The sequence below is a fragment of the Mammaliicoccus fleurettii genome, assembly GCF_003970575.1.
Taxonomy (GTDB): domain Bacteria; phylum Bacillota; class Bacilli; order Staphylococcales; family Staphylococcaceae; genus Mammaliicoccus; species Mammaliicoccus fleurettii.
Genome location: NZ_RXWZ01000009.1, coordinates 1 through 15,356 on the forward strand (window position 1 = coordinate 1; position 15,356 = coordinate 15,356).

The window sequence follows — 15,356 nt, forward strand, 5'->3', positions numbered from 1 at the left end:
GTTGTAATATATTCAGTATTATTTATTGTAGGTAGTCCTATAGCTGGTTTTTTCATTGATAAGCTACCTAGAAAATTACTCATCACTTCTTTTCAATTGTTGACAATTATAACTATAATAGCCTATTCGATTATTGACCAATCATTAAATAATTTAGTATATATTTATATATTAGTTATTATTTTGAATATTACTGACATAGTGGTGAGTTTATCGTTCAATAGCGGATTACTGGAATTAGTTGGTGAAAAATATATTGATATAACAGTTTCACATAGAAGTGCGATTCAAAATGGTGTTCAAATTGGATCGCCAATACTTGGTGGATTGATATATGCAATTATGCCAGTTCAAAATTTCATAATTATTATGCTAGTTACAGAAACTATTACATTGGTTTTAGCACTATTATTGACGTATAAAAATAAGGAAATTGAAGCTTTAGAAAAGTCAAAAGGTGAAAGTTTCATACAAAGTTATAAAACTGTATGGAATTTTGTTAAGAGAAAAAAAGATATATTACTTGTCGTGACTTCTGGAATAATAATTAATTTTCTATTTGCTTTTATAACTTTAGGTATACCTGCAAGTTTTGTAACATATTTCGATATGGGTTCTAAAGAACTTGGATTTTTAGAAGCGACTTTTCCTACAGCTGGTTTTTTGTTTGCAATTATCTATCCTTATTTTAAGAAAAAGGGTGGAATAATCTTAAATGTGCAATTAGCGTATTTGATAATCTCCATAGGCACTTTGATTATATGTTTACCATTTGTATTTATGTTTAAAGACCTTATTATTCTTGTTGTTTATATGTGTGGAATGTTTTTAATAGGTATTGGAGTAATGCTCAGTAATATTCCTATAAATATATATGTTCAAAAACAAGTCCCAGAAGAAATAAAAGCTAAATATTTTGCTACTCAACAAACATTATCTCAAATTACTATGCCACTAGGTATATTAATTGCGGGTGCTCTGTTTGATTCCAATACAGGTTTTTACTTAATTTCATTCACTGTGTTTATGATCACTTGTTTAATATTGGTGTTTGTATATCAACATTTAAAAAGATATGTCTAAGGGCATATCTTTTTAAATTTAATAAAATAATTTACTTGATAAACAAATGGTGAATTTTCAACAGCTATTTCATAAGTAGACTTACCATTATTGACTCTTCAATTGACTGAATAGTATCTAAATATTTAATATCTTCTAGTTCGATATCATCTGAGAAATGCTTAATATTAAGCACTTCTTCTTTTTTTTGATCGAAATACATATATGGACAAATTAAAAATAAATTTGACATGTACGGTCAAGTGGTGTTATATTTCTTTTTGAAAGCGATTGCATTTGGGGGGCGGTATTTTGGATAAAGATGGAATTCGTTCAGAAATATTGAATGGAGAAATATCTATAGGTATTGAATTAGGTTCAACAAGAATTAAGACAGTTGTGATAGACAGAGACTTTGAAACGATAGGCTCTGGATATTATGAATGGGAAAATAAATTTGAAAATGGTTATTGGACATACTCAATTAATGATGTATGGATAGGTTTACAAAAAAGTTATAAATCTATGACAGATGATATTCAATCAAAATTTAATATCTCTATAAAGAAAGTAAAATCTATAGGAATTAGCGGTATGATGCATGGATATTTAGCTTTTGATAAAAATGACGATTTACTTGTTCCATTTAGAACATGGAGAAATTCATATACAGAAGAAGCGGCAAATCATTTGAGAGCGTGTTTTGACTTCAATATTCCTGAACGTTGGAGCATTGCTCATTTGTATCAATCAATTTTAAATAAAGAACAACATGTTAAGGAAGTTAAATTTATAACAACTTTATCAGGATATATTCATTGGTATCTTACAGAGCAAAAAGTGTTAGGTATTGGCGATGCATCAGGCATGTTTCCGATAGATCCAAACTCCAAAAATTACGACCAAGAAAAATTAAATCAATTTGATAATTTAATTAAAAATGAACAATTTGATTGGTCTATCGAATCAGTTCTTCCTGAAGTATTAGAAGCTGGAGAATCAGCAGGTCGTTTAACAGAACAAGGTGCAAGTTTATTAGACCCTTCTCGTCAGTTAGAAGCAGGAGTGCCACTTTGTCCACCTGAAGGAGACGCAGGAACGGGAATGGTAGCGACTAATAGTGTAGAAAAGAAAACAGGTAACATTTCAGCTGGAACAAGTGCATTTGCAATGATCGTGTTGGATAAATCATTAAATGGAGTTTATCCAGAAATAGATATTGTAACAACACCAGTAGGAGATTTAGTTGCTATGGTACATACAAATAATTGCACTTCAGACATAAATGCTTGGGTGAATTTATTTGAAGAAGCTTTTGAATTAATGAACGTAGACGTTGATAGAAATGAATTGTTTGAACGACTATTCAACCATTCGCAACAGGCAGATGAAGAAAATGGAAATCTATTATCTTATGGATACGTATCTGGAGAAAACATAACTAAAATCAATGAAGGTGTTCCTATGTTTTTAAGACACCCAAATAGTCAATTTAATTTAGCTAATTTTATGAAAACGCATATTATGTCAGCGTTTAGTACATTGAAAATGGGTGTGGATATTCTTAAAGAAGAAGAACAAGTAGCGATTGATTCATTTGTTGTACATGGCGGAATATTTAAAACAAAAAATATCGCACAAAGAATATTAGGAGCATCTTTAAATAGTTCAGTTGAAGTTTTGAAGACTGCTAATGAAGGTGGAGCATGGGGAATGGCAGTACTTGCAAGCTACATGGTCAACAATGAGCAGTCGTTACCGTTAAATCAATATTTAAAGCAGTATATTTTTGATAAGGAAGACGGTAATATCATCTATCCAACTGAAAAAGATGTACAAGAATATGAAGAGTTCATCCAAAAATATAAAAAAGGATTAGACATCGAAAGAAACGCTAATCAATATGTCATTTAGGAGTGAAAACATGTTAGAAAAATTAAAAAAAGAAGTATTTGAGGCGAATTTAGAATTGCCAAGAAGAGAACTTATTAAATATACGTGGGGAAATGTGAGTGCAATTGATAGAGAAAGTAATTTATTTGTTATCAAACCAAGTGGTGTAGATTACGATGTTATGACTGCAGACGACATGGTAGTTTGCAATTTAGAAGGTGAAATAATTGAAGGTTCACTTAATCCATCATCTGATATGCCAACACATGCTGTTTTATATAAATCATTTAAAGATATAAAAAGTATTGTACACACACATTCAACATGGGCAACAATTTGGGCACAAGCGGGATTAGATGTACCAGTTTATGGCACAACACATGCTGATACTTTCTTTGGACCAGTTCCTTGTGCTAGACACTTAACTGAGGAAGAAATCAACAGAAATTATGAACATGAAACTGGAAATGTAATTGTTGAAACTTTTAAAGAAAAGGATATTAATCCACTTGAAATACCTGGTGTATTGTTGCATGGACATGCACCATTTGTGTGGGCGGATAGTCCGAAGCATGCTGTAATGAATGCAGTTGTTCTTGAAGAAGTATGTAAGATGAATTTATTTACTAAACAATTAAATGAATCAAGTGAGTATTTACCAAATAGAATTTTAAATAAACATTATGAAAGAAAACATGGAAAAAATTCATATTACGGACAAGCATCTCAAGGAGGAAATTAAAATGAGTGAAGAAAAAGTTTTTTGGTTTTTAGTTGGTTCTCAAGAATTATACGGAGAAGAAGCACTAAAAAAAGTACAATCAAATGCACAAACTATTGTAGATACATTAAATAAAGAAGGGAGCTTTCCATTTAAAATTCAATTAAAAGATGAGTTAGCTATATCACAAGATATTATAACTTCAGTTATGAAAGAAGCTAATTACAAAGATGAAGTACAAGGTGTGATCACGTGGATGCATACCTTCTCTCCAGCAAAAATGTGGATTAGAGGTACAAAAATTTTGCAAAAACCTTTATTACATTTTGTTACTCAATTTAACAATCACATTCCTTGGGAAACAATCGATATGGATTATATGAATTTACATCAATCGGCTCACGGTGACAGGGAGTATGGTTACATAAATGAGAGACTAAATAAAAACAATGAAGTAATTGTAGGTCACTGGCAAGAAAAAGAAATACAAGAACAAATTGGACGATGGATGAATGTAGCATATGCATATAACGAAAGCTTCAATATAAAAGTTGCAAGATTCGGAGATAATATGAGAAATGTTGCTGTAACTGAAGGTGACAAAATAGAAGCACAAATTCAATTAGGATGGACAGTTGATTACTTTGGAATTGGCGATTTAACAACTGTTATTAATAAGGTTTCTAATAATGAAATAGAACATTTATTTGAACAATATAAAGAATTATATGATTTTGATTATGGTAAATATGAAGTGGATGAATGGGAGTCATCAGTTAAAGAACAAATTAAATATGAAATTGGTATTAAACAATTTTTAGATGAGGGTGGCTATACTGCGTTTACTACTAATTTCGAAGATTTATATGGAATGGAGCAATTACCTGGTTTAGCAGTTCAAAGATTAAATGAGCAAGGATATGGTTTTGCAGGTGAAGGTGATTGGAAAACAGCAGCACTTGATAGGTTGCTAAAAGTGATGTCACACAATAAACAAACTGGATTTATGGAAGATTACACTTACGAAATGAGAACTGGACAAGAAGCGATTTTAGGTTCTCATATGTTAGAAGTTGATCCAACTTTAGCAGAAACAAAGCCTAAAGTAGTTGTTAATCCTCTAGGTATTGGAGGGAAGAACGATCCTGCTAGATTAGTGTTCGATGGTAAAGCAGGTGAAGGGGTAGTTGTTTCTATTTCAGATATGGGTACAAACTTTAGAATGTTAATAAATGAGGTTGAATCATTTGTTCCTGAAGAAGAAGCACCAAATTTACCAGTTGCTCGTGTCATTTGGAAAGTAAAACCAGACTTTAAAAATGGCATTAAAGAATGGATCAAACAAGGTGGGGGACATCATACTGTCATATCATTAAGTTTAACAAAAGACCAAGTCATCACTTTAGCCACTTTATTCAATTTAGAATATGTGTTGATTAACTAAGCAAATGTGATAATTTTCAATCTCAATAACAAAGGGGAATCATAATGGGAAATCAAAAACCAAAAACAAATTTGATATACGCGTTTGGTGCATTTGGTGGATTTTTATTTGGCTATGATATAGGAATTATAAATGGTGCCTTGCCTGGAATAAAAGAAACATGGGAAGTCAGCCCAATGTTAGAAGGAACAATAACTTCTATCTTATTCCTTGGAGCAATGATCGGTGCAGTTTCGATGGCATCTTTAGCGGATAGATTTGGTAGAAAAATGATGATTTTAATAACAGCTATTATCTTTGCAATTGGTTCTTTAGCTTGTGCCTTTTCTGGAAGTCCTGGAATATTAATCTTTTCCCGATTTGTACTAGGTATTTCTGTTGGTTCTGCATCAGCTTTAGTACCTATGTATATGGGAGAAATATCACCACCAGCGATTAGGGGGAAAATATCAGGATTAAATCAATTAATGATAACTGTAGGTATGCTTATATCTTACGGTGTAAACTATGCATTTATAGATGTTTTTGAAGGATGGAGATGGATGCTAGGTGGTGCTGTTATACCTGCGATTATTTTATTTGTAGGCGCATTTATTTTACCTGAGTCACCTAGATTTTTAATTAAAAAAGGCTTTAAAGATTTAGCATTATCTAATTTAAAAAGAATTAGACCAGAGCGTGAAGCTGAAAGAGAATACAGAGAAATTTTACAAATTAATGATGAAATCAGTAAAGAACAAAAGACTTTTAAATTAACAAAAGCAGTTACGTTTTCAGTATTTGTAGGCTGTTGTGTTACGTTTTTACAACAAATTCAAGGGGCAAATACGATATTTTATTATTCTTCACAAATACTAGGAGATGTATTTGGATCAACAGCTAGTGGTGTTATATCAACAGTAGGTGTAGGAATCGTTTTTGTATTAGCAACAATAGCGACACTATTTGTAGTAGATAAATTTAATAGAAAAACATTATTTATGTCCGGTTCAATTGGAATGGGATTATGCTTATTACTAGTAGGAATTATTTATCCATATACAAATTCTGGACAAACGTGGGCTATATCACTCGTATTTATATTTATTTGTATATATGTCATATTTTATGCATATTCATGGGCTGCAGTTACGTGGATTGTGGTTGGAGAATTATTTCCGAGTGAAGCAAGAGGGATGGCAACAGGAATAGCATCAATGGTTAACTGGTTAGGTAATATTGTAGTAGCGCTATTCTTCCCGATTTTAATGCAAAGTATTGGTTTAAGTAATATATTCTTTATGTTTGCAGGTATATGTGTAGTAGGCTTCCTATTCTCGAAATATATACTTTATGAAACAAAAGGAAAGACTTTAGAAGAAATAGAACTATATTTAGACGAACGTATGAATGAACCGATAGAATCAAAAGCATAAAAAACAACCCGTTTCCTGGATTTCAGGAAGCGGGTTTTATTTATCAAGTATTTGGTAAGGTGAGTAGTAGTGCTTTATTTCGGTTGAAGGTCTGGTTCAAAACGCACGAAGACTCCAGAGATATCGTGCGATTCGGTGAAAACCGTGCAAAACGCACGAAGACTTCAGAGATATCGTGCGATTCGGCTCAAACAATACTCTAACCTATTACGAAATGTTACTTTGTAATTCAAACAAAGTTTATTGTTGGGTTTTCATTTTTTTTGAAGTAATAATATTGATTATTAGCCAAACTATTTGAGTTAAAAAAGGCATGATAAAGAGTGTGGCGACCATACCGATAGACAACCATTTTAATTCAGTTGTTTGAACAGCACCGGTAGCATCAATTTCTCTAAACCATAAAAAGATAGCCATAAGAATAAATGATCCAAGTTCAATAACAGTTAATATCCACCATAATATCCATGATACTTTCATAAAGTGTCCTCTTTTCGGAAATTAATTATTTAATTAAAATGGTATCATTGATATTTTAAATGAGCAATATGCGTCATTTTTCCTTTTTCTTTTTATTATTAATAAGCGCCATAATAATACCATAAACTATAGAAACAATAATGATTTCTATCGCGGTGTAATCTCTATTAAAGAAATATGTAAGTGCTGAAAAAATAATTAAAAAGCCTATAAAGTGTGTTAAAAAAGATTTTACCATTATGTGATATGCCTCCTTTTAAAACGTTTCTTTACTAATATGTATATAAAAAGTATAACTTAATTAGAATTACAATTATATGATATGCTAAAATTTAACTAAATAACGTTAATTTTAAAGAATAGAGGAATGTAAATGGCTTTTAACATTGAGATTCTGGATGATGCTAATAATATAGATTTAATTACGATTTATGACGGAAATTCAGAAATTAAATTCACTAATTTTGGCATGAGAATTGTAGATTGGAAAGTTGATGGTAGGTCTATCGTTCTTGGTCCAAATGAGAATGATGACTTAGTCCAATATTATGAAGAAAATCCTTATTTCTTTGGAGCTACTATTGGTAGATACGGTGGTAGAATTGAAAATGGTACATTTGAATTGAATGGTCAAAATTATAAATTAGAACAAAATGATGCTAAACATAATTTGCATGGTGGATCTAATGGGTTGCATTCACGCGTATTTGATTATGAAATTATAAATGAAGATAAGATTGTTACGGTTATTTATACAGCTGATATGAAATCCGAAGATGACTATTTCCCAGGTAATATACAAATAAGAGTAACGCACCGATATGATTTAATTCAAATGATGTGGTCAATTCATTATGAGGCTACGAGTACGGAAGATACTTTATTTAACCCAATGAATCATGTGTATTTTAATTTGAATAAGACGAATCAAACGATTGAAAATCATAGAATTCATAATGAAATTGAATTTTATCCATTAAAAGAAAATCAAATTGTGAAGTCATTGGATACAGTAAATATTAATGAAGAAATAGGAAAAGAGATACTTACTTTTAGAGATGTTTTTGAGAGTGGCTTGGAACAAATTAAGCAATTTAACGGAATAGATCATCCTGTTAAATTAGGAGATGAGTCATTTACAGTTTCAAATGATGAATTGGAAATTGAAATGAAAACTGATCAAGACCATGTAGTTATTTTCACTTTGAATGATGTAGATTGGAACGACCATGATCACACAATTCAAGAGCACGGCGGTTTTACTTTAGAAACACAATCTATACCTGATGATATACATTTGTTAGGTGATAGTGCACCTTCTATTTTAAGAAATGGCAAAACATTTAGTAGTGAAACAAGTTACCAAATTAAAACTAAAGATAAGTAAGAAGAAAGATATCGTGCGATTCAGCTCAAATCGGGTTAAAACGCACGAAGACTTCAGAGATATCGTGCGATTCGGCTCAAATCTGCTTAAGCCTAAATTAGTTATAAATGATTTCTTTTAATTTTAATATTGCAGGCTCAATATCTTCTAGTTCTATTTTAGCAAATCCTATGATCAACGTTTTGATTGATGAATTTGCTGGTTCTTCAACCATAAATCTTCTTAATGTATAGAGTTCTATACTATTGTCATGTGCTTTTTGTTCTATTTCTTTATAACTCAGTGTGGTTTTTATATTTAATAAGAAATGAAGACCTGCTTGCATATCATAAATCGTGATATCTTCTTTAAATTCTTTTGATAATATTTTTAAGAATAGCTCTCTTTTTTCTGTATATATGTGATGCATTTTTCGAATATATTTCTCGTAATTTCCTGATTTGATAAAAAGGTGTAGTGCATAGGCATTAATTGAACTTAAATCGGTAATTGAAGTCTCTGTTGCTAAATCAAATTTATAAAGTAGTGGATATGGTAATACCATATAACTCACTCTTAAGCTTGGCATTAAAGTTTTTGAGAATGTTCCTAAATATATGACTCGGTCATTTTTATCTAAACTATATAATGAGGGGATATTGTCTGTTCCGTATTTGTACTCACTATCGTAATCGTCTTCTATAATGTATTTATTTTGTTCAGTCACCCAATTTAATAATTCTATTCTTCTAGATATAGGCATAATTGTTCCAGTAGGAAATTGGTGAGAAGGTGTCGTCACAACGAAATCTGGTTTTTCTGTCTTTAATGTATTAACCGATAATCCTTTATGATCGAGTGGTATGTTTACGACTTCTTGCCCCATATCTATAAACAGTTTTCTCATACGTGAATATCCGGGATTTTCAATTGCGATTTTTTGATTGTCGGATAGTGTCTTAAATAACGTACTTAATAAATTAGCTGTACCTGAGCTTACTATGATTTGTTCAGGATAACAGGATACACCTCTTTTATATGAGATGAGTTGTGCAATAGATTTTCTAAGTTCTAAAGGTCCTTTGTAAATAGGTATTTCTGACATTTCATTTTTGAAGGTAGAAAAAGCTTCTTTGACATGTTTAGACCAAAAATCAATTGGAAATTGTGAGATATCTGTCGTCATATGAGATAAAGAATAGCGAAATGATGATTTAATTTGAGTTGGATTATTGTTTAATGGTTGTGAAACGTGATGATCTTGTATAATCAGTTTGTTTAACGCTTCAACAAAATACCCCTGTCTTTCCTTCGTATAAATGTAACCTTCCGCAAACAGTTGTTCATAAGCATTTTTAACAGTATTTATACTTACACTTTGATCATTTGCAAGTTGTCTTTTTGAAGGTAGTTTTTCGTGACTATTATATTGTTGCGAGAGAATATCTTGTTTTATTTTGAGATAAATTTCTCTATATTTGTAAGTTTGAGTCATACTTTTCACCCCTCTGGTACTATAAATTAATGAAAACTGGTACTTTTCATTATACCAATAATTTTTTAATATGTATTAAATAAACAATAGGAGGGATTTTAGATGGGTAAGACTCAAGAAGAATTAGTATCTCTACGTAACGAATATGTAGCAAGAGGTGTCAGTAATGGAAATACACATATAGCTGACTTTGCTAAAGGGGCAACTGTTACAGATAATGAGGGACAAGAATGGATAGACTTTGCAGGCGCAATTGGTACATTAAATGTCGGTCATTCACATCCGAAAATTACTGAACATCTAAAAAATGAATTAGAACGATTTATATTACCTGGGTTTAATGTCATTATGTATGAAAGCTATATTAAGTTAGCTGAAAAATTAGCTGAGATTACACCAGGAGATCATAAAAAGAAAACAGTATTACTTAATTCAGGAGCTGAAGCTGTAGAAAATGCAGTAAAAATAGCTCGTAAATATACAGGAAGACAACAAGTTGTATCTTTCATTAGAGGTTTCCACGGAAGAACAAATTTAACAATGTCTATGACTAGTAAAGTTAGACCATATAAATTTGGTTTTGGACCTTTCGCACCAGAAGTATATCAAGCACCTTATCCTTATTTAGCTGATAAGCCAGAAGGTTTGAGTGATGAAGCGTATATCGACTCAGTCATTAAAGATTTAAAGAACTTCTTTATAGCTACAGTTGATCCTACTGAAGTTGCTTGTGTCGTTATTGAACCAGTACAAGGTGAAGGTGGATTTATTATCCCCGACAAAAAATTCATTCATGCATTAAAAGATATTTGTGAAGACCATGGAATTGTATTTATTGCAGATGAAATACAAACTGGATTTGCTCGAACAGGAAAGACATTCGCGATAGAGCATTTTGATGTTGTACCTGATTTAATGACGGTATCTAAATCTCTTGCAGCAGGTTTTCCATTAAGCGGTGTTGTAGGTAGAAGTGAAATTATAGATAGCCCAAACCCAGGTGAGATTGGTGGTACATATGCCGGAAATCCTCTAGCTTGTGAAGCTGCACTTAAAGTTATAGAAATTATAGAAGAAGAAAACTTGAATGCTAAAGCTGAGCAACTTGGCGCAACTCTAGAAACAACATTACAATCATTTAAATTAGAACATAATTATATTGGAGACATTCGTAGATTAGGTGCAATGGTCGCAATGGAAATTGTAGATCCAGAAACAAACGCACCAAATAAGCTAAAAACATCAGAAATTGTGAAAACAGCTAACGATAATGGGTTATTATTATTATCAGCTGGTATAAACGGTAACGTGATTAGATTTTTAGCACCTTTAGTCATTACAGACGAAGAACTAAACAAAGGTTTATCGATTTTAGAATCCAGTCTTTAATAAATAGGACTAATGAAAATGGGGTATGAATATGAATTCTCAATTTAATAAAACAATGAACATAGCAGATGTATTGTTTCTCGCGATTGGAGCCATGCTTGGATGGGGCTGGGTTGTACTTTCGGGAGAATGGATTTCTGAAGCAGGATTTTTAGGAAGTATCATAGCTTTTGTAATAGGTGGTTTATTAGTAATATTTATAGGATTGACGTATGCAGAGCTAGCATCTGCAATACCTGAAACAGGAGGCGGATTCGTCTTTGTTAAGAAAGCGTTCAGTCCAGGTGTAGCTTTCTTCTCAGGTTGGTCAGTATTATTTGGATATGTATCAGTCATTACATTTGAAGCTGTTGCATTACCGACAGTTATAGATTACGTTATACCTTTTGAACATACAGGATTGTTGTGGAACTTAGCAGGTTGGGACGTTTACTTAACATGGGTTCTAATAGGATCTATTGGCAGTGTTATCTTAACTTCACTAAATTACTTTGGCGTTAAGCCAGCTGCTATTATGCAAACAGTGTTTACTATATTTATTGTAGGCGTAGGATTGTTATTATTTTTCGGAGCGAGCTTTAATGGTGAATTTACTCAACTTAAACCATTATTCAGCCATGGTGTTGGAGGAACAATGTCAGTTCTCATCATGATTCCATTTCTATTTGTAGGGTTTGATGTTATACCTCAAATAGCTGAAGAAGTTAAAGCACCATCTAAAAAGATTGGTAGCATACTTATTATTTCAATCATTGCTTCAGTGATATTTTACTTATTAATTGTATTCGGTGTAGCGACAGGGTTAACACCTAGTCAGTTAGGCTCAAGTGAATTAGCTACAGCGGATGCTATGGTCAATTTATTTGGATCTAGTGGATTTGGTGTATTACTTGTAATAGGTGGCGTTGCAGGTATTATAACAAGCTGGAATGCTTTTATTATTGGTGGTAGTCGCATTCTATATGCTATGGCTAAAAATAATATGATTCCTAAATGGTTTGCATTTATTCATCCTAAATATAAAACACCGACACATGGTATTTTATTCCTAGGTGTACTAGCATTTGTTGCACCACTGCTTGGACGTCCGGCACTCGTATGGATCGTTGATGCAGGTGGAATTGGTGTTGTATTAGGTTATTTACTAGTTGCATTCTCTTTCTTGAAGTTAAGAAAAAGTGAACCTAATTTAGAAAGACCGTATCGTATTAAAAGTGGCAAGTTTGTAGGTTGGACGGCTGTTATTTTAAGCATCGCATTTATAGTAATTTATTTGCCAGGAATGCCTTCATCACTTATATGGCCAAATGAATGGATTATCGTATGTGTTTGGTATGGTATTGCAGTTGTTCTATATTTAACGAAATCTAAGGAGGTTGAGACTTTTGAAAGAGCTCAAAGTATACAATCCAGCAACGAATGAAGTCGTAAAGACAATTAAATACACTTCTGAAGAAGAAGCAACGCAACAAATAAGTAATGCACAAGAAGCATATGAATCTTGGCGTGAAAGAGATGCTCATGATCGTTCTGCACTTTTATTAAAATGGTATCAATTAATTGATGAACATAAAGAAGAATTAGCAGAACTTATAACTTTAGAAAATGGAAAGCCTTATAAAGAAGCTTTAGGTGAAGTTGCCTACGCTAATAGTTATATACAATGGTATCAAGAAGAAGCGAAACGTATTTATGGAAAAACGATACCTGCTAATCAAAAAGGCAAGAAAATTATTACAGACTCATTTCCAGTTGGTGTTGTTGGTGCTATTACTCCTTGGAATTTCCCAGCAGCTATGATTGCTAGAAAAATGGCACCAGCGTTAGCAGCGGGTTGTACGATAGTTTGTAAGCCAGCCTTAGAAACACTGTTAACGACGATACGCATGGTTGAACTGGCACATGAAGCGGGCATACCAGAAGATGCGATACAATATGTCGTTTTAAGTGGTCGAGATGCTGGAAGAATTTTTACAGAAAGCCCAATTATTCAAAAAATCACATTTACAGGGTCTACGCCAGTAGGTAAACAGTTAATAAAAGCATCTTCAGACAGTGTTAAAAATGTAACAATGGAATTAGGCGGATTAGCTCCAGTAATTGTACATAAAGATGCTGATTTAGAACTAGCTGTTAACCAAACAATTGCTACTAAATTTAGAAATTCAGGTCAAACATGTATTAGTGCAAATAGAATTTTTGTTCATAAAGACATTGAACAAGCTTATACAGAATTATTAACTAAAAAAGTAAATGCTTTGAATGTAGGAAATGGTTTAGAACAAGATATAGATATGGGACCGTTAATTAATCAAAATGCAGTAGAAAAAGTATTAGATCAAATAGAAGATGCAGTTGAACACGGTGGCGAACTATCATTACCAATCGAACAACTGAAATTAGGCGGAAACTTCTTGAAGCCAGTAGTCATACGTCATGCAAATCTTGAAATGAAAGTGATGCATGAAGAAACATTCGGACCAATCGCAGCAGTTATGACATATGATGATTTAGAAGACATCATTAAAGTAGCAAATGATACAGAATATGGATTAGCAGCTTACTTCTTCACTAATGATTATAGAACAGGCTTTGATATATATAGAAAGCTTGATTATGGTGTAATAGGCTGGAACGATGGTGCACCATCAGCAGCACATGCACCATTCGGAGGATATAAAGAAAGTGGTTACGGTCGAGAAGGCGGTATAGAAGGAATAGAGCCATATTTAGAAACGAAATATTTATCAATAGGTAATATGTAAAATACAAAGCAAAATCATTAGCATAGTTTTAAACTCTAGGTTACTCAAAAAGTAAGAGCTGGGACATTTATGTCCCAGCTCTTTTCATATCAATATATTTACCTAATGTCTTTTACGATTTTACCGTCTATAGCTACGACTTTAATCTTGTTTGGATCTCTTAATACTGCGATATCATCTAATGGATTTTGTTCTAGTAAAATAAAGTCTGCTTTTTTACCTTCTTCGATAGTACCGAGTTCTTCATCGTAACCTAAACACTCTGCTGCAGTCTTTGTTGATGAAACGATTGCTTCCATTTCTGTCATACCGTGTTCAACCATAAGTTCCAACTCTCTTAAGTTAGTACCGTGTTTGAATACGCCTGCATCTGTACCCATTGCTATTTTCACACCTGCTTGGTGGGCTTTCTTAAAGCTTTCGATATGATCTTGCATGATTTGTTTGGATTTATTTATAGAATTTTCGCTCATTCCTAATTCGGCAGCGAATTCTATAACGGACAATGGTGCAAGAAGTGTAGGTACTAAATACATATCTTTTTCTTTCATCAATTTTACAGCTTCATCGTCTAAATATATACCGTGTTCGATTGAATGAATGCCAGCTTCTATACATTGTTTTACACCTTGTAAACCTTGTGCGTGTGCCATTACTTTACGATTATTTCTAAATTGTGCTTCTTCGACAATTACTTTTAATTCTTCTACTGAAAATTGTGTGTAGTCTGGATGGTCAGTTGCACTTGTAACACCACCAGTTGCATGAACTTTTAATACATCTGCACCAGCTCTAAGCATTTCACGCGCTTTTTTTCGGACTTCGATGACGCCATCGCATAATCCACTCGGCATACCGGGATAACCATCTTGTAAAAGTGGTAAATGAATTCCGGACTTTGTATAGCTATCTCCATGTCCACCTGTGATTGTTAATGCGTTTATACTAATTTGTAAACGTGGACCTAGTACAATTCCGTCATTTACAGCTTCTTTTAATCCTAAATCTGCACCTAAAGCATCTCTAACAGTTGTAACGCCAGCATCGACTGTTCGTTTCAAATGATCAATAGCTTTATAAAAATTATATGAAAAAGGCGTAGATAAGCGATTTTCTAACGGTTCCATTTCCAACATTACGTGCACATGGCTGTCAATCATACCAGGAAGTAAATATTGTCCATTTCCTTCTATAACATCATCACCATTTAAATTCTTGCCTATTTCAGCAATAACATTATTTTCGATTTTAATATCTATGTTTTTTTGAATATCATTACCAGTTCCATCTATTAAATTTATATTTTTTAAAATCAAGTTAACTTCC

14 protein-coding genes are annotated in these 15,356 nt (G+C 32.5%); 9 read left to right on the top strand and 5 right to left on the bottom strand.

All coding sequences use genetic code 11. The features are described 5' to 3' along the window. Window positions 1-1,083, top strand: a 1,083-nt coding sequence (locus CD129_RS00285) for an MFS transporter (protein ID WP_126577718.1), incomplete at its 5' end; no start/stop codon positions are given. Between the two features lie 64 nt (window positions 1,084-1,147). On the opposite strand, the gene CD129_RS13130 is transcribed toward CD129_RS00285, so the two are convergent. Next, a complete protein-coding gene (locus CD129_RS13130; protein ID WP_160149125.1) occupies window positions 1,148-1,315 on the bottom strand; it encodes a hypothetical protein in 168 nt (55 codons plus the stop codon). 59 nt (window positions 1,316-1,374) lie between these two features. Between CD129_RS13130 and CD129_RS00290 the strand changes: the two genes are divergently transcribed. From CD129_RS00290 to CD129_RS00305, 4 genes are read left to right on the top strand one after another with little or no spacing between them, the layout of a single operon-like run. Next, window positions 1,375-2,976, top strand: a complete 1,602-nt coding sequence (locus tag CD129_RS00290) for a xylulokinase (protein WP_115337827.1) — start codon at window positions 1,375-1,377, stop codon at window positions 2,974-2,976. Window positions 2,977-2,986: 10 nt separating this feature from the next. Further along, a complete protein-coding gene (locus CD129_RS00295; protein ID WP_115337826.1) occupies window positions 2,987-3,697 on the top strand; it encodes an L-ribulose-5-phosphate 4-epimerase in 711 nt (236 codons plus the stop codon). Next, complete coding sequence (araA, locus tag CD129_RS00300; protein ID WP_115337944.1) at window positions 3,693-5,120, top strand: L-arabinose isomerase; 1,428 nt, start codon at window positions 3,693-3,695, stop codon at window positions 5,118-5,120. Before CD129_RS00295 ends, araA begins: the two co-directional genes overlap by 5 nt. A 44-nt stretch (window positions 5,121-5,164) precedes the next feature. Beyond that, entirely contained in the window at window positions 5,165-6,535 is a 1,371-nt protein-coding gene (locus CD129_RS00305; protein ID WP_115337825.1) for a sugar porter family MFS transporter, read from the top strand. Window positions 6,536-6,775: 240 nt separating this feature from the next. On the opposite strand, the gene CD129_RS00310 is transcribed toward CD129_RS00305, so the two are convergent. Both CD129_RS00310 and CD129_RS13135 read right to left on the bottom strand, forming a co-directional pair. Then, window positions 6,776-7,015 (bottom strand): DUF3923 family protein, encoded by a 240-nt coding sequence (locus tag CD129_RS00310; RefSeq protein ID WP_107509382.1) that lies wholly within the window; start codon window positions 7,013-7,015, stop codon window positions 6,776-6,778. Window positions 7,016-7,088: 73 nt separating this feature from the next. Further along, window positions 7,089-7,253: a hypothetical protein gene (locus CD129_RS13135; RefSeq protein WP_157946491.1), complete on the bottom strand. Its 165-nt coding sequence runs from the start codon at window positions 7,251-7,253 to the stop codon at window positions 7,089-7,091. 135 nt (window positions 7,254-7,388) lie between these two features. Between CD129_RS13135 and CD129_RS00315 the strand changes: the two genes are divergently transcribed. Next, window positions 7,389-8,402 (top strand): aldose epimerase family protein, encoded by a 1,014-nt coding sequence (locus CD129_RS00315; RefSeq protein WP_115337824.1) that lies wholly within the window; start codon window positions 7,389-7,391, stop codon window positions 8,400-8,402. 97 nt (window positions 8,403-8,499) lie between these two features. Here the strand turns inward: CD129_RS00315 and gabR are convergent, their stop codons facing one another. Next, window positions 8,500-9,876 carry a MocR-like transcriptional regulator GabR gene (gene gabR, locus CD129_RS00320; protein ID WP_115337823.1) on the bottom strand — a complete coding sequence of 459 codons (1,377 nt, stop codon included), beginning with the start codon at window positions 9,874-9,876 and terminating at the stop codon, window positions 8,500-8,502. Window positions 9,877-9,978: 102 nt separating this feature from the next. On the opposite strand from gabR, the gene gabT reads away from it, so the two are divergent. Genes gabT through CD129_RS00335 form a run of 3 tightly spaced genes read left to right on the top strand, consistent with a single transcriptional unit; the run spans window position 9,979 to window position 14,030 of the window. Then, window positions 9,979-11,265, top strand: a complete 1,287-nt coding sequence (gabT, locus tag CD129_RS00325; protein ID WP_115337822.1) for a 4-aminobutyrate--2-oxoglutarate transaminase — start codon at window positions 9,979-9,981, stop codon at window positions 11,263-11,265. A 31-nt stretch (window positions 11,266-11,296) separates the two neighbouring features. Further along, the gene (locus CD129_RS00330) at window positions 11,297-12,688 is read left to right on the top strand and encodes an APC family permease (protein WP_115337821.1); all 1,392 of its coding nucleotides are present in this window, start codon (window positions 11,297-11,299) and stop codon (window positions 12,686-12,688) included. Then, window positions 12,651-14,030, top strand: coding sequence for an NAD-dependent succinate-semialdehyde dehydrogenase (locus tag CD129_RS00335; protein ID WP_115337820.1), 1,380 nt, complete (start codon window positions 12,651-12,653; stop codon window positions 14,028-14,030). Before CD129_RS00330 ends, CD129_RS00335 begins: the two co-directional genes overlap by 38 nt. A 98-nt stretch (window positions 14,031-14,128) precedes the next feature. Here CD129_RS00335 and CD129_RS00340 read toward each other — a convergent pair whose 3' ends face one another. After that, window positions 14,129-15,346, bottom strand: coding sequence for a metal-dependent hydrolase family protein (locus CD129_RS00340; RefSeq protein ID WP_115337819.1), 1,218 nt, complete (start codon window positions 15,344-15,346; stop codon window positions 14,129-14,131). Window positions 15,347-15,356 lie beyond the last annotated feature (10 nt).